The sequence below is a fragment of the Rhodoferax sp. TS-BS-61-7 genome, from assembly GCF_002943465.1.
GTDB lineage: Bacteria > Pseudomonadota > Gammaproteobacteria > Burkholderiales > Burkholderiaceae_C > Allorhodoferax.
Window position 1 is genome coordinate 46,539 of the sequence record NZ_PTQY01000009.1, and the last position, 17,238, is coordinate 63,776.

The 17,238-nt window shown below is 62.2% G+C and carries 16 protein-coding genes and 1 pseudogene; 11 read left to right on the forward strand and 6 right to left on the reverse strand.

Annotated features, from left to right (window positions below):
* Positions 1 to 3: 3 nt before the first annotated feature.
* Genes C5F53_RS18820 through C5F53_RS18830 form a run of 3 tightly spaced genes read left to right on the forward strand, consistent with a single transcriptional unit; the run spans position 4 to position 2,471 of the window.
* The gene (locus C5F53_RS18820; protein WP_236635445.1) at positions 4 to 1,026 is read left to right on the forward strand and encodes an SIS domain-containing protein; all 1,023 of its coding nucleotides are present in this window, start codon (positions 4 to 6) and stop codon (positions 1,024 to 1,026) included.
* A 10-nt stretch (positions 1,027 to 1,036) separates the two neighbouring features.
* Positions 1,037 to 1,852: a D-hexose-6-phosphate mutarotase gene (locus C5F53_RS18825; RefSeq protein WP_105262941.1), complete on the forward strand. Its 816-nt coding sequence runs from the start codon at positions 1,037 to 1,039 to the stop codon at positions 1,850 to 1,852.
* 16 nt (positions 1,853 to 1,868) lie between these two features.
* Complete coding sequence (locus C5F53_RS18830) at positions 1,869 to 2,471, forward strand: TIGR00645 family protein (protein ID WP_105262942.1); 603 nt, start codon at positions 1,869 to 1,871, stop codon at positions 2,469 to 2,471.
* A 7-nt stretch (positions 2,472 to 2,478) separates the two neighbouring features.
* Here C5F53_RS18830 and C5F53_RS18835 read toward each other — a convergent pair whose 3' ends face one another.
* Positions 2,479 to 3,420, reverse strand: coding sequence for a cation diffusion facilitator family transporter (locus C5F53_RS18835; RefSeq protein WP_105262943.1), 942 nt, complete (start codon positions 3,418 to 3,420; stop codon positions 2,479 to 2,481).
* A 53-nt stretch (positions 3,421 to 3,473) separates the two neighbouring features.
* Positions 3,474 to 6,419 carry a DNA topoisomerase III gene (locus C5F53_RS18840; protein ID WP_105262944.1) on the reverse strand — a complete coding sequence of 982 codons (2,946 nt, stop codon included), beginning with the start codon at positions 6,417 to 6,419 and terminating at the stop codon, positions 3,474 to 3,476.
* A 102-nt stretch (positions 6,420 to 6,521) separates the two neighbouring features.
* Here C5F53_RS18840 and C5F53_RS18845 point away from each other — a divergent pair.
* The 3 genes and pseudogenes from C5F53_RS18845 to C5F53_RS18855 all read left to right on the forward strand — a co-directional run.
* A pseudogene (locus C5F53_RS18845) lies at positions 6,522 to 7,001 on the forward strand (SET domain-containing protein); the annotation flags it as partial.
* A gap of 121 nt (positions 7,002 to 7,122) precedes the next feature.
* Positions 7,123 to 7,905: a biotin--[acetyl-CoA-carboxylase] ligase gene (locus C5F53_RS18850; protein ID WP_105262946.1), complete on the forward strand. Its 783-nt coding sequence runs from the start codon at positions 7,123 to 7,125 to the stop codon at positions 7,903 to 7,905.
* A gap of 4 nt (positions 7,906 to 7,909) precedes the next feature.
* On the forward strand, positions 7,910 to 8,569 hold the full coding sequence (locus tag C5F53_RS18855) for a hypothetical protein (protein WP_105262947.1): 660 nt from the start codon (positions 7,910 to 7,912) through the stop codon (positions 8,567 to 8,569).
* A 24-nt stretch (positions 8,570 to 8,593) separates the two neighbouring features.
* On the opposite strand, the gene C5F53_RS18860 is transcribed toward C5F53_RS18855, so the two are convergent.
* The 3 genes from C5F53_RS18860 to C5F53_RS18870 all read right to left on the reverse strand — a co-directional run bounded on the left by C5F53_RS18860 (position 8,594) and on the right by C5F53_RS18870 (position 11,398).
* Entirely contained in the window at positions 8,594 to 10,039 is a 1,446-nt protein-coding gene (locus tag C5F53_RS18860; RefSeq protein WP_105262948.1) for a sensor histidine kinase, read from the reverse strand.
* An 83-nt stretch (positions 10,040 to 10,122) separates the two neighbouring features.
* Positions 10,123 to 10,797 (reverse strand): response regulator transcription factor, encoded by a 675-nt coding sequence (locus tag C5F53_RS18865; RefSeq protein WP_094481361.1) that lies wholly within the window; start codon positions 10,795 to 10,797, stop codon positions 10,123 to 10,125.
* Positions 10,798 to 10,915: 118 nt separating this feature from the next.
* Complete coding sequence (locus C5F53_RS18870; protein ID WP_105262949.1) at positions 10,916 to 11,398, reverse strand: MarR family winged helix-turn-helix transcriptional regulator; 483 nt, start codon at positions 11,396 to 11,398, stop codon at positions 10,916 to 10,918.
* Between the two features lie 143 nt (positions 11,399 to 11,541).
* Here C5F53_RS18870 and recA point away from each other — a divergent pair, with 143 nt between their 5' ends.
* Together recA and recX are read left to right on the forward strand one after the other, a co-directional pair.
* The gene (gene recA / locus C5F53_RS18875) at positions 11,542 to 12,642 is read left to right on the forward strand and encodes a recombinase RecA (RefSeq protein WP_105262950.1); all 1,101 of its coding nucleotides are present in this window, start codon (positions 11,542 to 11,544) and stop codon (positions 12,640 to 12,642) included.
* A 38-nt stretch (positions 12,643 to 12,680) separates the two neighbouring features.
* Positions 12,681 to 13,139 carry a recombination regulator RecX gene (gene recX, locus C5F53_RS18880; RefSeq protein WP_105262951.1) on the forward strand — a complete coding sequence of 153 codons (459 nt, stop codon included), beginning with the start codon at positions 12,681 to 12,683 and terminating at the stop codon, positions 13,137 to 13,139.
* A 21-nt stretch (positions 13,140 to 13,160) separates the two neighbouring features.
* On the opposite strand, the gene argC is transcribed toward recX, so the two are convergent.
* Positions 13,161 to 14,096: an N-acetyl-gamma-glutamyl-phosphate reductase gene (gene argC, locus C5F53_RS18885; protein WP_105262952.1), complete on the reverse strand. Its 936-nt coding sequence runs from the start codon at positions 14,094 to 14,096 to the stop codon at positions 13,161 to 13,163.
* 185 nt (positions 14,097 to 14,281) lie between these two features.
* Here argC and sucC point away from each other — a divergent pair, with 185 nt between their 5' ends.
* The 3 genes from sucC to C5F53_RS18900 all read left to right on the forward strand — a co-directional run bounded on the left by sucC (position 14,282) and on the right by C5F53_RS18900 (position 17,163).
* Positions 14,282 to 15,448, forward strand: coding sequence for an ADP-forming succinate--CoA ligase subunit beta (gene sucC, locus C5F53_RS18890; protein WP_105262953.1), 1,167 nt, complete (start codon positions 14,282 to 14,284; stop codon positions 15,446 to 15,448).
* A gap of 9 nt (positions 15,449 to 15,457) precedes the next feature.
* Entirely contained in the window at positions 15,458 to 16,351 is an 894-nt protein-coding gene (gene sucD / locus C5F53_RS18895) for a succinate--CoA ligase subunit alpha (RefSeq protein ID WP_105262954.1), read from the forward strand.
* A gap of 110 nt (positions 16,352 to 16,461) precedes the next feature.
* Complete coding sequence (locus C5F53_RS18900) at positions 16,462 to 17,163, forward strand: TerC family protein (RefSeq protein ID WP_105262955.1); 702 nt, start codon at positions 16,462 to 16,464, stop codon at positions 17,161 to 17,163.
* The last annotated feature ends 75 nt before the right edge of the window (positions 17,164 to 17,238 follow it).

Sequence of the window (17,238 nt, forward strand, 5' to 3'; positions counted from 1 at the left end):
TTTGTGCGTACTTTGATGTTGGAAGAGGCCCTGGCCTCAGCGCGCCAGGTGGCGCAACAGCTGGCGGCCGACGAAGAGCGCTACGCCGCCCTGGGCGCTGCCCTGCGCGCGTTGCCGCCTCAAGGTGCGGTGACGATTGCACGTGGCAGCTCGGACCACGCGGCGGCTTATTTCGCCTACCTGGTGATGTCGCGCACCGGGCAACTAGTCACCTCGTTGCCCATGTCGCTGCTCACGCTGTACAAGGCGCCATTGGCCAAGCAGCGGCTGCTGGCCGTGTCCATCTCGCAGTCGGGCCGTAGCCCGGACTTGATTGAACCCATGCAGCTGTTTGAAGCCGCGGGTGCCACCACGGTGGCGCTGGTGAACGACACCAGTTCGCCGCTGGCCGAGGCCGTCGACTGGGCGCTGCCGCTGCACGCCGGCCCCGAGAAAAGTGTGGCCGCGACCAAGAGTTTTATCTGCGGCCTAGTGGCCGGCGCGCGCCTGGCCGCGCACTGGGGCGCACACGACGACCTGTTGCAAGGCCTGCAGACGTTACCCGCAGCTTTGGATGACGCGTGCCAACAAGACTGGTCCAGCGCCGTGGAGCTGCTGCGCACGGCCAGCAAACTCATGGTGATTGGCCGTGGTCCGGGGCTGGCGATCGCGCAGGAGGCGGCGCTCAAGTTCAAGGAGACCTGCGCCATCCAGGCCGAGGCCTTCAGCGGTGCCGAAGTCAAACACGGCCCCATGGCACTGGTGGACGAGAACTACCCCATGCTGGTGTTTGCGCTGCGCGGCCCCGCGCAGCAAAGCCTGATTGACCTGGCCACTGAGATGCGTGGCCGTGGCGCCCAGGTGCTGTTGGCCGCACCCGCTGATGTGTCGGGCCGCGACCTGACCCTGAGCACGGCACCGCAGGAAGACCTAGACCCGATCACCGCCATCCAGAGTTTCTACCTGCTGGTGGAAGCCGTGGCGCGTGCGCGCGGTGCCAACCCCGACCAACCGCGCCACCTCTCCAAGGTCACGACCACCCGATAAACTGGCGGGCATGAACTGCCAAACCCTGCTGATCGACGAAGCCCCCGCCGTGCGCCTGCAAGGCCCGGCGGGCGATACCGTGACCGTGCTGCTGCGCGGTGCCCAGGTGATTTCGTGGGTCGATACCAGTGGCACAGAACGGCTGTATTGCAGCCCCAACTCGCCGCTCAAGGGGCCGCAGGCCGTGCGCGGTGGTGTGCCGGTGATCTTTCCGCAGTTTTCAGGGCGCGGCCCTTTGATGCGCCATGGTTTTGCACGCATGCGTGGGTGGACGCTGCAGCCCTGGGACGCATCCACGCCGGAGCCCAGCGTCTCGCTGCAACTAGAGAACGCCGTCGGTGACGACCCGCAGTGGCCCCATGCCTGCGTTTGCACATTGACGGTGAGCCTAGTGCCGCAGGGCCTGCGCATGGCGCTGGCAGTTGCAAACACGGGTAGCACGCCCTTCCCCTTCCACGCCGCTTTGCACACCTACCTGGCGGCGGGCGATGTGACCCAGGCCGTGTTGACCGGTGTCTTGCCCCAGGGCACCCCGCTGTCCTTGCGCGATCCGATCGACCAACTCTTTGAAGCCGTGGCGGGCCCCTTGCAGCTGCAGAGTCCCGGTGGCACTTTGCAACTGGCGCACACGGGGTTTTGCGATGTGGTGGTGTGGAACCCCGGCCCCGAGGCGGTGCTGGCCGACTTGCCGGCGGGGGGGTACCGCGAGTTTGTGTGTGTGGAGCCGGCTGTCGTGGGTGTGCCCGTGCAGCTGGAGCCGGGGGCGAACTGGGAAGGTGTCACCGTGATTTCCTACAATCGCGCTCTGTCCACCCCGGACCGATAACCTAACCGAGCTCCCCATGGCCGCCAACAAGCCTTCTACGCGCACCTCCCTGCGCCCTATTCCCAATTTCATTTTTGCCAGCCGCTGGCTGCAGTTGCCGCTGTACATCGGCCTGATCGCGGCCCAGGGTGTGTATGTCTTCCATTTCTGGGTGGAGCTGGTGCACCTGCTGGAGGCCGCCTTTGGCAGCCAGACCGCGCTGCAGGCGCTGATCTCCAGCATTGGCTACAAGTCCGATGTGCAAATCACGGCCCTGAACGAGACCATCATCATGCTGGTGGTGCTGGCGCTGATTGACGTGGTGATGATCTCCAACCTGCTGATCATGGTGATTGTGGGCGGCTACGAAACCTTTGTGAGCCGTATGGACCTGGATGGCCACCCCGACCAACCCGAGTGGCTGAGCCATGTGAATGCGTCGGTGTTGAAGGTGAAGCTGGCCACGGCCATCATCGGTATCAGCTCCATCCACCTGCTCAAGACCTTCATCAACGCCGCCAACTACGACGTGAAGGTGCTGATGTGGCAAACCATCATCCATGTGGTGTTTTTGCTGAGCGCACTGGCCATTGCCTACACCGACAAGCTGCTGACGAGCACCCACCCCAACAAACACTGAGGCTGGATTAACCCGGCGGCAGGTGGTCGGCATCCGGCCTACGTGCCGGGTCTACATGGGTCATGAGGTTAAGCACGCGGTGGCGCTGCAGCACCGCTGCACGGGCCGCCACGGCGATGTTGTGGCCCGCTTCCACCGTGAGGGTGGCATCCACCTCAATGTGCGCGTCGGCCACCACCATGTCCCCCATCTTGCGCGTGCGCACGTCGTGCACACCCGCTACGCCAGGGGTGGCCAGCAGGGTGGCACGAATGGCCTGCACCTCGGCCTCGTCCAGGCCGCGGTCCATCAGGTCGTGCAGCGCGTCCCAGCCAAAACTCCAGCCCATTTTCCCCACCATCAGGCCCACGATGAGGGCGGCAATCGGGTCCAGCAGCGGAAAGCCCAACAGGTTGCCCGCCAGGCCCAAACCCACCACCAGCGATGAGGCGGCGTCGGAACGTGCATGCCAGGCATTGGCCACCAGCATGCTGGATTTGACGGCTTTGGCGACCCGGAGCATGTAACGGAACAGCAGCTCCTTGGACACCAGCGCCGCGCCCGCGACCCAGAGTGCGATGGGATGCACCACCGCAATGGTGCTGGTGTCTTCGAGTTTGCTGACCGCCGACCAGACCATGCCCACACCCACCGCGAGCAGTAGCAGGCCCAGTACCAGCGAGGCGGCAGTCTCAAACCGCTGGTGGCCATAGGGATGGTCTTCGTCGGCTGCCTTCTGGCTGTGGTGGTTGGCCAGCAGCACCACACCGTCGGCCACTAGGTCGGACAGCGAGTGGATGCCGTCGGCAATCAGCGCCTGGGACTTGGCCAGTACGCCCACCCCAATTTGCAGCGTGCTGAGCACCAGGTTCACCGCCACACTGACCCAGGTGCTGCGGGTGGCCGCTGCAGCGCGCTGGGTGGCGCTGTGGGGGCTGTGCTCGGTGTCGTCGGTCTCGGTGAAATTCATGCAGCGGTTCGCTTGAAAATCACCGAGTGTGGCGCGCCAACCTGAAGCCAGGCTTAGCTCAGGTGTTTGCCGGCAATGCCGGCCAGCTCAAACATCGTGACCTGAGGCTTGCCAAACACCTCCAGCAGCTTGGCATCGGCATTGATGGCACGCTTGTTGGTGGCGTCTTGCAGGCCATTGGCCTTGATGTAGTCCCACAGCTTCTTGATCACCTCGGTGCGCGCTACCGGCTCGGCGCCAATGACGGCGGCCAGTGCACTGCTGGGCAGTTTGCCGCTGGCGGCGGTGGTCTTGCGGGGTGCCTTGGGTTTGGCCTCTTTGGTCGCCGCAGCCTTCTTTGTAGGTGTTTTTTTGGCTGCAGCCCCCGTGGATGCTGCGCGAGTAGCTCCTGTTTTAGTAGCGCCTGCGGCTTTGGTTGCCGCCTTGTAAGCGGTCTTGCGCGGCGGAAATTTGCTGGGGGCGAATTCGAAGTTCACCTTGCCGGCCTCGGCGTCCCAGGCCAGCATGGCCTTGAAGGCACGGCGTGTGCGCATGCTGACGAACTTGTCCAGCAGGTCGGTCTTGCCGGTGTCCAGCAGCTTTTGCATCTGCTCTCGCTCGATGGGCTGCTGCAGGATGATCTGGCCGCTTTTGAAGTCGCAGCTCGGGGTGGGCTGGGCGTCGGTGGGCACCGATTTCTCACACACATAGTTCTTGCCGTGTTCAAACACATTGCCGCCGCACTTGGGGCAGGCGCCCAGCGCGGTCTGGGCGCTGAAGTCGATCAGTTCGCCGCTTTCCTCGCCGGCCTTGTCGTCGCCAAAGTCAAACTCCAGCTTGTAGTTCTTGGCCTCTTCGTCGAATTTGATGACCATCTCGGCCGTGAACGGCCAGCCGGCCTTGGAGCGGAAGCCGTCCAGCGGGCCAATCTTGCGGTCGCGCAGGAATTGCTCCACCTCTACGGTTTCAAACGTGCGTCCGGCAGGCGATTTGCCGAAGGAGAAACCGCAGCCTTCTTCGGTGCCGGTCTGTCCGGTGCAGGTGAAGCGGCGGTAGTTTTCCTTGACGATGCCGCCGCAGTTGGGGCAGCGCGCTTCCAGCGTGGCGTAGTCGCCGGGGATGGTGTCGCGGTCGTATTCCTTGGCCTTCTTGACCATGCGCTCGGTCATGGCGGCAATCTCGGCCATGAACTTTTCACGGCTGAGCTTGCCTTGCTCCATTTGGGCGAGTTTGTATTCCCACTCACCGGTGAGCTCAGCCTTGGTCAGCTCTTGCACATCCAGGCCGCGCAAGAGCGTCATGAGCTGGAAAGACTTGGCGGTGGGGATCAGCTCGCGGCCTTCGCGCAGCATGTATTTCTCGGCAATCAGGCCTTCGATGATGCTGGAGCGTGTGGCAGGTGTGCCCAGGCCTTTTTCGCCCATGGCCTCGCGCAGTTCGTCGTCATCCACAGTTTTGCCCGCGTTTTCCATGGCACCGAGCAAGGTGGCTTCGGAGTAGCGCGCGGGTGGCTTGGTTTTCAGGCCCTTGGGGTCGACCGGGTCGCCCTTGACCTTTTCGCCGGGCGCCACCGGCACCAGGTTTTGGCCCTTGTCACCTTCCTTGGCGTCTTCCACTTCGGCCGCGGCTTCCTTGCCGTAGATGGCCAGCCAGCCCGGTTTGACCAGCACCTTGCCTTCGGTCTTGAAGCTGTGGCCCACCGCCGTGGTGATGCGGGTGGTCACCTGGTATTCGGCGCTGGGGAAGAAGATGGCCATGAAGCGGCGCACCACCAGGTCGTACACCTTTTGTTCGGCCTCGCTCAGACCGCTTGGCGCTTGAAGCGTGGGGATGATGGCAAAGTGATCCGACACCTTGGCGTTGTCGAACACGCGCTTGGTGGGTTTGACGTAGTTGCCGTTCAAGGCGGTCAGGGCATGGGGCGCCAAGTGGCGCATGCCACTATCAGCCAACATCTCAAAGGTTTGCTTGACCACGGGCACATAGTCTTCGGGCAGGTTGCGCGAATCGGTACGCGGGTAGGTCAGAGCCTTGTGGCGCTCGTACAGGCTCTGGGCAATCTGCAGCGTGGTCTTGGCGCTGAAACCAAACTTGCCGTTGGCCTCGCGCTGCAGGCTCGTCAAATCAAACAGCAGCGGTGATGCCTGGGTGGTGGGCTTGCTTTCTTCCGTGACGGTGGCCTGCTGGCCGCGCACGGCGTCAGCAATGGCCTGCGCCTCACGCTGGCTCCAGACGCGGTCGGCCTTCTTCTCGGCGTCGTCGGCGTCTTTTTTGTGCGCGGGGTTGAACCACTTGGCAGCGTAGTCACCTGCCTCGGCGTGGAAGCTGGCATGAATTTCCCAGTAGTCGCGGCTGACGAACTTGCGGATCAATTCTTCGCGCTCCACCACCACGCTCAAGGTGGGCGTCTGCACGCGGCCCACGGTGGTCAGGAAGAAGCCACCATCGCGGCTGTTGAACGCCGTCATGGCGCGGGTGCCATTGATGCCCACCAGCCAATCGGCCTCCGAGCGGCAGCGGGCGGCGTCGGCCAGTGGCTGCATTTGCGCATTGGTGCGCAACGCACCAAAGCCATCACGAATCGCCTGCGGTGTCATCGACTGCAGCCACAGGCGGCTCACGGGCTTGCCCAGCGGCTTGGCGCCACCGGCGTATTGCTCGATGAGGCGGAAGATCAACTCACCTTCGCGGCCCGCGTCACAGGCATTGACGATTTTGTCCACGTCCTTGCGCTTGGCGAGTTTGACCACGGCGTTCAAGCGCGTCTTGGTCTTGTCTACGGGCTTGAGGTCAAAGTGCGGCGGAATGACGGGCAGGTGGGCAAAGCTCCACTTGCCGCGTTTCACGTCAAATTCTTCCGGGGCCTGAATCTCGACCAGATGGCCCACGGCGCTCGAGACGACGTAGCTGTCACTCTCGAAGTACTCGTCGTGTTTCTCGAACTTGCCGGCGGTGGGCGTGAGCGCCCGCACGATGTCTTGGGCGACGGACGGCTTTTCGGCAATAACTAAAGTTTTCATCTGACTACAATCCAGTTCTCGCGTGCGCGCAGGCGCGCACTTGCACACGCAGGCACGCACACATGCGCGCCCATACGATTCACCATACCAAATTTTCGACCCGTGGCAAAAAAACCAGTGATTTCCCCCGTCCCTGCCAACAGCCGACGTATCCAGACCCGGCGCTCCGGGGTGCATGGCAAGGGGGTGTTTGCGGTGCAGGACATTGCCGAGGGTGAAACCATCATCGAGTATGTGGGCGAGGTCATCAGCTGGCAGGAGGCGCAGGACCGCCACCCCCACGACCCCAAGGACCCCAACCACACCTTCTACTTCTCGCTGGAAGACGGCAATGTGATCGACGCGCTGTATGGCGGCAACTCCTCGCGCTGGATCAACCACTCCTGCGACGGTAATTGCGATGCCGACGAAGAGGATGGCCGTGTGTTCATCAAGGCGCTGCGCAACATCAAGGCGGGCGAAGAATTGAACTACGACTACGGCCTCATCATCGACGAGCGTTACACCAAGAAGCTCAAGGCCGAGTACCCCTGCTGGTGCGGCAGCAAGAACTGCCGCGGCACGCTGCTAGCCCCAAAAAAATGACTCGCCCCCGTGGCGGCTCCCGCCCCCTCTCCTTCAAGGGGGCAACTCCAATGGCCCGGCACAGCCGGTTCCATGGCGTTTCTGGATACAGGCCTTGCGCGCCGGAGGGGTGGTCGTCATGACCATTCAATGGCCTGCGGAAGCCATCTGGGAGGCGGTCAGTCCTCTGTGGCCGAGCTTCTCGGTCGAAGTCCTGCCCGAGATCGATTCCACCAACACCGAACTCATGCGCCGCGCCCGCGCGGGCCAGCTCGACCCCATCCTGCTCGTGGCCGAGCGCCAGACTGCCGGCCGCGGTCGGCTGGGGCGGGACTGGAAGAGCGACACGGCGGGAGAGGGCGGTACGCTGACCTTCTCGCTGGGCGTGCCGCTGGCGCCGGCGGACTGGTCGGGCCTGTCGTTGGCGGTGGGGCTGGCCGTGGTGAACGCCCTGCACCCTGCGTTGCGCCTCAAGTGGCCCAACGACGTCTGGCTGGACGGGCGCAAGCTCGCTGGCATCCTCATCGAGACCGCTGGCGTGGGCGACACGCGCTACGCGGTGATCGGCGTGGGCATCAACCTCAGTCCGCGCGAGGCCACCGATCTGCGCACCCCGCCCGCCGCCTTGCAGGAGCTGCTGCCGGGCGTGCAGGCGCCCGATGTGCTGGGCCAGGTGGTGCCCGTGCTCGTTCGAATGGTGCAGCGCTTTGCTGCACAGGGCTTTGCGCCGCTGCGGGAGGATTTCCTCGCGCGTGACTTGCTCAACGGGCAAGCGGTGGTGTGCAGCGATGGTGTGACCGGCACCGCCCGCGGGGTGGATGCCAGCGGCGCGCTGCTGGTGCATACTGACCAGGGATTGATCAAAATTAATAGCGCGGAGGTCAGTGTGCGACCTGCGCCTCCTCCTGCCACGGTGTCCTGACCCTATGTTGCGCTTGTTTGTTTTGGTATTGCTGCTGGCCAACGGCCTGTTTTTTGCCTGGAGCAATGGCCTCTTGCGGGCCTATGGTTTTGCACCGGCGCCGGTGAATGAGCCCCAGCGCATGGCGCAGCAGATCAAGCCCGAGAGCATCAAGCTGCTCAACGCCAGCGAGATCAAACGTGTGGAAGCCCAGGTGCAGGCCGATTTGGCCCCCAAAGAATGCCTGCAGGCGGGCCCGTTTGATGACACCCAGGCGGCTGCCCTGCGCAAGGCCCTGGAGTCGGCACTGCCGTCGGGTTCCTGGCAGCTGGACACCGGCAAGGAGCCGGCGCGCTGGATTGTGTACATGGGCAAATACGCCACGGCCGATCTGCTGGCCAAGAAGCGGGTCGAGCTCAATGGCATGGGCATCAAATCCGACAGCGTGAGCAATCCCGCGCTCGAAATGGGCTTGTCCCTGGGCGGCTTCGAGACCGAGGCTGCGGCCAAGGCCGAGTTGGCGCGCTTGGCGCCCAAAGGCATTCGCACCGCCAAGGTGGTGCAGGAGCGCGAAGAAGGCAGTGCCAGCATGCTCAAGCTGCCCGCATTAACCGAGATGCTGCGTGCCAAACTGACCGACCTGAAGCCGGTGTTGGCCGGCAAATCCCTCAAAACCTGCTCTTGACCGGTGGTTTGTGGAGGGTGTGGCTCAGGCGTTGTCTGGGTGCTGGTGAAACCGCAGCGTGAAGCTGGCGCCCGGCATGGCACCGCCGGGTTTGGCATCTTCCACCGAGATGGTGGCGTGGTGCTGGCGTGCAATCTCCAGCACGATGGGCAGGCCCAGGCCTGAGCCGTCGGCCTCGTTACCCAGTGCACGGTAAAAGGGCTGGAACACCAGCTCACGCTCGGCCACCGGGATGCCGGGGCCCGAGTCTTCCACCTGCAGCACCAGCGCCTTGCTGAATGGGTCCAGCAGCACGCGCGCCGTGATCACGCCGGGTTTTTCGGGGCTGCTGGGGGTGTAGTTGATGGCGTTGTCCACCAAGTTGCGCACCATTTCTTTGAGCAAGGTCGGGTTGCCCGGCAGGCTCACCCCATCGGTGCCGGGTTGCACCCCCTCAAACCCCAGGTCGATGTGTTTGTCCATGGCGCGTGGCACGCAGTCGCGCACCACCTCCATGGTGAGCCGGGCTAGGTCGCAGGGCTGGTGGCTCAGCACGGCACCGCTGCTTTCGGCGCGGGCCAGCGCTAGCAACTGGTTCACCGTGTGGGTGGCGCGGATGCTGGAGCGCCCAATCTGCCGCAGCGATTGTTTGAGGTCTTCGGCACTTGCGCCCTGGCGCTGGGCCAGGTCGGCCTGCATGCGCAGCCCGGCCAATGGCGTTTTGAGCTGGTGGGCCGCATCGGCCAGAAAGCGCTTTTGCGTGGAGATCGAATCCTTGAGCCGCATCAGCAGGTCGTTCACCGACGACACCAGCGGCACCACCTCCAGCGGCACGGCCTCCACGTCCAGCGGGCTCAGGTCGTCCGGGCTGCGCGCTCGGATGCGCTCTTCCAGGCTGTTGAGCGGCTTGATGGCCTGCACCAGCGCCAGCCAGACCAGCAACACGGCCAGCGGCAGGATGACAAACTGCGGCAGCATCACGCCTTTGACAATTTCGGTGGCCAGCACCGAGCGTTTGTCCATGGTTTCGGCCACCTGCACCAGTGCGGGCTTGGCATGCGGCAGGTCCAGCTTGACCCACATGTAGGCCACCTTCAGATCCACACCCTTGAATTCCACGTCGCGCATGCGCACTTCGCCGGGCGGCAGGCGTTCGTCTCCGGGTGGCAGCGGCAGCTCTTTTTCGCCACTCAGGTACTCACCCTGGCTGCCTATGACCTGGTAGTACACGGTGTCGGCATCGTCGGCACGCAGCAGCTCGCGGGCTGGCAGCGGCAGCACAAATTGGGCCTGGTTTTTCTGGATGGTGATGAGCTGGGCCAGCGCCCCCACGTTGTATTCGAGCGAGCGGTCAAACGGCTTGCCGGCAATGCCTTGTGCCACCAGCCAGGTCAGCACCAGGCTCACGGGCCACAGCAGCAGCAGCGGCGTGAGCATCCAGTCCAGGATTTCCCCAAACAGGCTGCGTTGCTCGCGCTGGAAGAGCTTCATCAGTGGGGTCTATTTTTCAAGCCAAATAGGGCTTTAGCCGCCGTGGAGTGTGCGCAAGCAGCTATTAAAAACATAGCATTGATTCAGGGGGCGATCTTTTCCAGGCAATAACCCAGGCCACGCACCGTGGCTATGCGGATCGGGCCTTTCTCGATTTTCTTGCGCAGGCGGTGGATGTAGACCTCAATTGCGTTGTTGCTCACCTCTTCGCCCCACTCACACAGGCGCTCCACCAGCTGGTCTTTGCTGACCAGGCGGCCGGCGCGCTGCAGCAGCACTTCCAGCAGGCCCAGTTCACGTGCCGACAGCTCCACCATCTTCCCGTCGATGGTGGCCACGCGGCCGGCCTGGTCGTAGGTCAGCGGGCCGTGTTTGATGCTGGCGGACGTGGCGCCCATGCCGCGGCGTACCAGGGCGCGCACGCGGGCTTCCAGCTCCTGCAGGCTGAAGGGTTTGGCCATGTAGTCATCTGCACCATAGTCCAGCCCTTTGACGCGTTCATCCACGCTGTCGGCCGCGGTGAGGATGAGCACGGGCAGCGATGACCCGCGCGCGCGCAGTTTCTTGAGCACCTCCAGCCCATGCATCTTGGGCAGGCCCAGGTCCAGGATCAGCAGGTCGAATTCGGTGTTGGTCATCAGTGCGGCATCGGCTTCGGTGCCACTGGCCACGTGGTCCACGGCGGCGCCCGCGCTGCGCAGGGCGCGCAGCAGGCCATCGGCCAGCACCTGGTCGTCTTCGGCTATGAGTATTCGCATGGGGTGTCTCCTCGCTGGGGCAGCGTGCGCGTTCTGTTCTGTTTGCCATTCTAGGCGCGTGACCCTTGCGCCAGGCTTGCCTGCCAGCCGCCGCCGGGCCGTGGGTGGGTGGGCATGTCTACTGTCCGCTGTAGGCCTCCAGGCCCAGTGCCACCACGGTGGCCACCTCAGGGCTGACGGCCTGGCGCAGCTCGTCCTCGGCTTGGGCCACCGCGTCCTCGTAGGCGCCCAGCCAGGCCAGCCCGATGGCGGTGAACTGCACGCGGCGCGCACGGGCATCTGCAGGGTCGTCCTCGCGCGTGACCATGCCCCAGGCCTCGCACTGGGTCACCAGCGTGCCCATGGCCTGCTTGGTCATACCGGCGCGCTGGGCCAAGTCGGTCAGGCGCGAGCCTTCCACCGCCAGATGCCGCGTGATGTGGATGTGGGCCGCGCCCACCTGCCCGCGCTCCGCCAGGTTGGACAGCCCCAGCGGCACGCCAGGGTGGTGGGCCATGAGCTCCAGTACCCGGGTGTCAAAGCGCGCCAGCGCCAGGCGCAGCCAGTGGCCCAGGTGGTTCTGGCGCCAGGTGTCGTTGTGTTGGAGATGGAAATCTGGCATCGCCAAATGGTAATGCAAACTGACTAATAAATGTATTTACGCAATTCAATGAAGGCGCTTAAACTACTGTTCAAGCATCCAGCCTGTTATTAAAACCAGATTGCTGTGGTGCACCAACCGATTGATTTTTAAGGAGATTTCTCATGGACGCACCCGTTAAGAACCCTAACAACACCAATGGCGCCAACGCCGAAAAAGCCAAGGCCCTGCAAGTGGCCCTGGCCCAGATCGAAAAACAATTCGGCAAGGGCACCATCATGCGGCTGGGTGAGGGCGAGGTGATCGAGGACATCCAGGTCGTCTCCACCGGCTCCCTGGGGCTGGACATTGCCCTGGGCGTGGGTGGCCTGCCCCGTGGCCGCGTGGTTGAAATCTACGGCCCAGAATCCTCCGGCAAAACCACGCTGACCCTGCAAGTGATCGCCGAGATGCAAAAACAAGGCGGCCAATGCGCCTTTGTGGATGCCGAACACGCGCTGGACATCCAGTACGCACAAAAGCTGGGCGTGAACCTGCAAGACCTGCTGATCAGCCAGCCCGACACCGGCGAACAGGCCCTGGAAATTGTGGATAGTCTGGTGCGCTCAGGCGCGGTGGACCTGATCGTGGTCGACTCGGTGGCGGCACTGACGCCCAAGGCCGAACTGGAAGGCGAAATGGGCGACAGCCTGCCCGGCCTGCAAGCCCGTTTGATGAGCCAGGCCTTGCGCAAGCTGACCGCCCATATCAAGAAGACCAATTGCATGGTCATCTTCATCAACCAGATCCGCATGAAGATTGGCGTGATGTTCGGCTCGCCCGAAACCACCACCGGTGGCAATGCGCTGAAGTTTTACGCCTCCGTGCGCCTGGACATTCGCCGCACTGGCACCATCAAAAAGGGTGACGACGCGATTGGCAATGAGACCAAGGTGAAGGTGGTGAAGAACAAGGTCAGCCCCCCGTTCAAGACGGCAGAGTTCGACATCCTGTTTGGCGAAGGCATCAGCCGCCACGGCGAAATCATCGACATGGGTGTGACCGCCGGTATTCTGGAAAAATCTGGCGCCTGGTACGCCTACCAGGGCGAAAAAATCGGCCAAGGCCGTGACAACGCCCGCGAGTTCCTGCGCGAGAACCCCGTGTTGTCGGTGGAGATCGAAAACAAGGTGCGCGAGTCCCTGGGCATTCCTTTGCTGCCGGTGGCCGAGCCCGAAGTCAAAGCCAAGGCCAAAAAGGCCGACAAAGCCGAAAAAACTGAGTAAATCGGCCTCTAGCCTTCGTGGATATTGCGCAAGTAGCTATGAATACAGGAGCAAAGCCGGCGCTGTCATTGACCGGTCGAGCCTTGCGCCTGCTCAGTACTCGGGAGCATTCCCGGGCCGAGTTGGAGCGCAAGCTGGCACAGTACGAAGAAGAGCCGGGCGCTGTAGCCAAGGTGCTGGACACCTTGCAAGCCAAGGGTTTTATCAACGAGGCACGGGTGCTGGAGTCGGTGGTGCACCGGCGTGCATCCAAGCTGGGTGCATCGCGCATCAAGCAGGAGCTGCAGGCCAAGGGCCTGGAGCCAGAGGCGGTCGCCGAGGCGGTTAATGCGTTGCGCGCCACAGAGCTGGAGCGGGCCCGGGAAATCTGGCGCAAGAAGTTTGGCCGCCAGCCCGCCGATGCTGCGGAACGCGGCAAACAAATGCGTTTTCTGGCTAGCCGCGGCTTTGGTGGAGACACCATCCACAAGGTGGTGTCGGGCGCCGACGACGATTGAGTTGTCGCGGTACCGCGGTTCTTAAATCCCGAGCATCAACTGCAGGTTTTGCACCGCTGCGCCACTGGCACCCTTGCCCAGGTTGTCCAGGCGCGCTACCAGCACCGCATGGGCAAAGCCGTCTTTGGCGGCGTCATTGGCAAACACGCGGAGTTCCAGCTTGTTGGTGTCGGCCAGGGCAGCTGCATCCAGCTTGAGGTCGGGCGTCACAGGTTCCACAGTCACCCAGGTGCTGCCCGCGTAGTGTTTGGCCAGCGCGGCGTGCAGATCGTGTGCGGTGGGTTGACCGGGCAGCGTGTCCAGGTGCAAAGGCAGCTGCACCAACATGCCCTGTTTGAAGTTGCCGACCGAAGGCACAAACAGCGGCCGACGTGTCAGGCCTGTGTACTGCATGATTTCGGGGATGTGTTTGTGCTTCAGGCCCAGTGCGTACAACTCGTAGGGTGCTGCCGTGCCGTGTTCATAGGCCTCGATCATGGTGCGTCCGCCGCCCGAATAACCACTCACCGACGGCAAGCACACGGGAAAGTCAGCCGGCAGCAGGCCCGCATCCACCAGCGGCCGAATCAGCGCAATCGCGCCGGTGGCGTAGCAACCCGGGTTGCTGACACGGCGGGCGTTCACCACCGCGTCGCGTTGGCCAGCGGCCAGCTCGGGAAAACCATACACCCAACCAGTCGCCGTGCGGTGCGCGGTGGAGGCATCAATGATGCGTGGGCCGGGGCGCCCGGTTTCCTTTTCCAGGCCATCGACCATGGCCACGGTTTCGAAGGCCGCGTCATCGTGCAGGCAGAGCACGACCAGGTCGGCTTGTGCGACCAAGGCGCGCTTGGCTTGGAGGTCTTTGCGCAGTGCGGGATCGATGCTGAGGAGCTCGACCTGCGGCATGGCCTGCAGGCGTTCCCGGATTTGCAGGCCGGTGGTACCGGCTTCGCCGTCGATAAAGATTTTTTTCATGGTCAGGGTCGAAAATCAGTGCATGGCCAGAGGCAGAAAGCCGGGTTGTATACAGCAGCCGTAAGCCTCGCACAAGTATTGTGCATCGCACCATGATACAGTCGGAGGCTGATGTGTCCAGTGCCATGCACTCGCAATTTCATGTTGCGGCATGGTGAAAATTGTCCAGTCCAGAGAGAGACGTCATGAAGATTCACGAGTACCAAGGCAAGGAAATCTTGCGCCAGTTCGGTGTGCCGGTGCCTCGCGGCATCCCCGCTTTCACAGTGCAAGAAGCGGTGGAAGCCGCTCAGAAACTTGGTGGCCCAGTATGGGTTGTCAAGGCGCAAATCCACGCAGGTGGACGCGGCAAGGGCGGTGGCGTGAAGGTGGCCAAGTCCATCGACGACGTCAAACGCCTGGCCACTGAAATCCTGGGCATGCAGCTCAAAACGCACCAAACCGGTCCTGAAGGCCAGAAGGTCCGCCGCCTCTACATCGAAGACGGTGCCGACATCAAGAATGAACTGTATGTGTCGCTGGTGACCGACCGCGCTACCCAGAAGGTAGCCCTGATCGCGTCGAGCGAAGGCGGCATGGACATCGAGGAAGTGGCCCATTCCACACCTGAAAAGATCGTGACCGAAATGATCGATCCTCTGACCGGCATCACCACCGAGCAGAGCAAGAAAGTGGCAGCAGCCATTGGCCTGACCGGCGCTTCCATCGACCAGGCCGTAGACATCTTCGCCAAGATTTACAAGTGCTACATGGATACCGATGCGTCGCTGGTTGAAATCAACCCGCTGAACTGCGATTCCAAGGGCAATTTGATGGCCCTGGACGCCAAGTTCAACTTTGACCCCAACGCGCTGTTCCGCCACTCCGAAATCGTGGCTTACCGCGATCTGGACGAAGAAGACGCCGCCGAAGTCGAGGCATCGAAGTTTGACCTGGCTTACATCAGCCTGGACGGCAACATCGGTTGCCTGGTGAACGGCGCTGGCTTGGCCATGGCCACCATGGACACCATCAAGTTGTACGGCGCTGAGCCGGCCAACTTCTTGGACGTGGGCGGCGGAGCCACCCCCGAGAAAGTGACCGAAGCCTTCAAGATCATGCTGAAGAACCCCAAGGTCGAGGCCATCATGGTCAACATCTTCGGCGGCATCATGAAGTGCGACACCATCGCCACTGGCGTGATCACCGCCTGCAAGGCCGTGAATCTGTCGGTGCCTCTGGTGGTGCGTATGAAGGGCACCAACGAAGACCTGGGCAAAAAGATGCTGGCCGAGTCCGGCTTGCCCATCATCAGCGCCGACAGCATGGCCGAAGCGGCCGAAAAAGTTGTTGCAGCCGTCAAAGCCCGCTAAGGAAACACCATGTCGATCTTTATCAACAAAGACACCAAAGTCATCACCCAGGGTATCACTGGCAAGACCGGCCAGTTCCACACTGAAAAGTGCCAGGAATACGCAAACGGCAAGAACGCCTTTGTGGCAGGCGTGAACCCCAAGAAAGCCGGCGAGTCGATTTTCAACATCCCGATTTACGCCTCCGTGAAGGAAGCTGCGTCGGAAACTGGCGCTACGGTGTCGGTGATCTATGTGCCGCCATCTGGCGCCGCAGCCGCCATCTGGGAAGCTGTCGAGGCCGATCTGGACTTGGCGATCTGCATTACCGAAGGCATTCCTGTGCGTGACATGCTGGAAGTGCGCAACCGCATGAAGGCCAAGGAAGCTGCCGGCGGCAAGAAGACCTTGCTGCTGGGTCCCAACTGCCCTGGTCTGATTACGCCTGATGAAATCAAGATCGGCATCATGCCCGGTCACATCCACCGCAAGGGCCGTATCGGCGTGGTGTCCCGCTCCGGTACGCTGACGTACGAAGCGGTGGCGCAATTGACCGAAATCGGTCTGGGTCAGTCGTCTGCAGTTGGCATTGGTGGTGACCCCATCAACGGTTTGAAGCACATCGACGTGATGCAAGCGTTCAACGAAGATCCAGATACCGACGCGGTCATCATGATTGGTGAAATCGGCGGACCCGACGAAGCCGAAGCTGCTCGCTGGTGCAAGCTGAACATGAAGAAGCCCATCGTTGGTTTCATCGCAGGCGTGACTGCTCCTCCCGGCAAGCGCATGGGCCACGCTGGTGCCCTGATCTCCGGTGGCGCGGATACCGCGGACGCCAAGCTGGCTGTGATGGAAGAGTGCGGCTTCAAGGTCACACGGAATCCGTCTGAAATGGCCAAATTGCTCAAGGCCATGCTGTAAGCATGTCTGTATGGGTAAGGTCAGGCAGCTGACCTACACACAAGCCGGATGTCCTGAGGGACAATCCGGCTTTCGTATTTTGGAGTGGCGCACTCCGCACAAGGACTACCGTGGAAGAATTTCTAACAGCACATTTCTGGTTTGCCGTCGGTCAGATCATCATGATCGACATTCTGTTGGGTGGTGACAACGCCGTGGTGATTGCCTTGGCCTGCCGAAAATTGCCAGCGCACCAGCGCACCAAAGGCATTTTGTGGGGGACTGCTGGGGCGATCGTTTTGCGCGTGATATTGATCGCATTTGCGTTGACCTTGCTGCAGGTTCCGTATCTGAAGCTTGTTGGTGCGGCTCTGTTGTTGTGGATTGGCGTCAAATTGTTGGCGCCCCATGATGAGGATGAGCATTCCAACATCCAGGGCAGTGACAAGCTGTGGGCGGCGGTCAAAACCGTGATCGTGGCCGACTTGGTCATGAGCGTGGACAACGTGATTGCCATCGCGGGTGCGGCAACCGGTGCGGGCGGTGATCACCAGCTGCCATTGGTGATTTTTGGCCTGCTGGTAAGCATTCCCATCATCATTTGGGGGAGCCAGCTGGTTCTCAAGCTGATGGACCGCTTCCCCCTGATCATCACCGTGGGCGGCATGTTGCTGGGTTGGATCGCCGGGACCATGGCCCATGGAGACCCCGCCATGAAGGACGTATTGCCCCAAACCGCCGTCTGGAACTATGGCTTGGGTATTGCGGGTGCTTTGCTGGTCTATGCCCTGGGTTATCTCAGCCGCAAACGTGCAACAACGGTTGCAGAATAGGTCGTACTTCCGCTCATCGCTTTGAGTTCCCGCTTATCAAAAAGCAGGAATTGCGATGACTTATCGCCTTGTGAA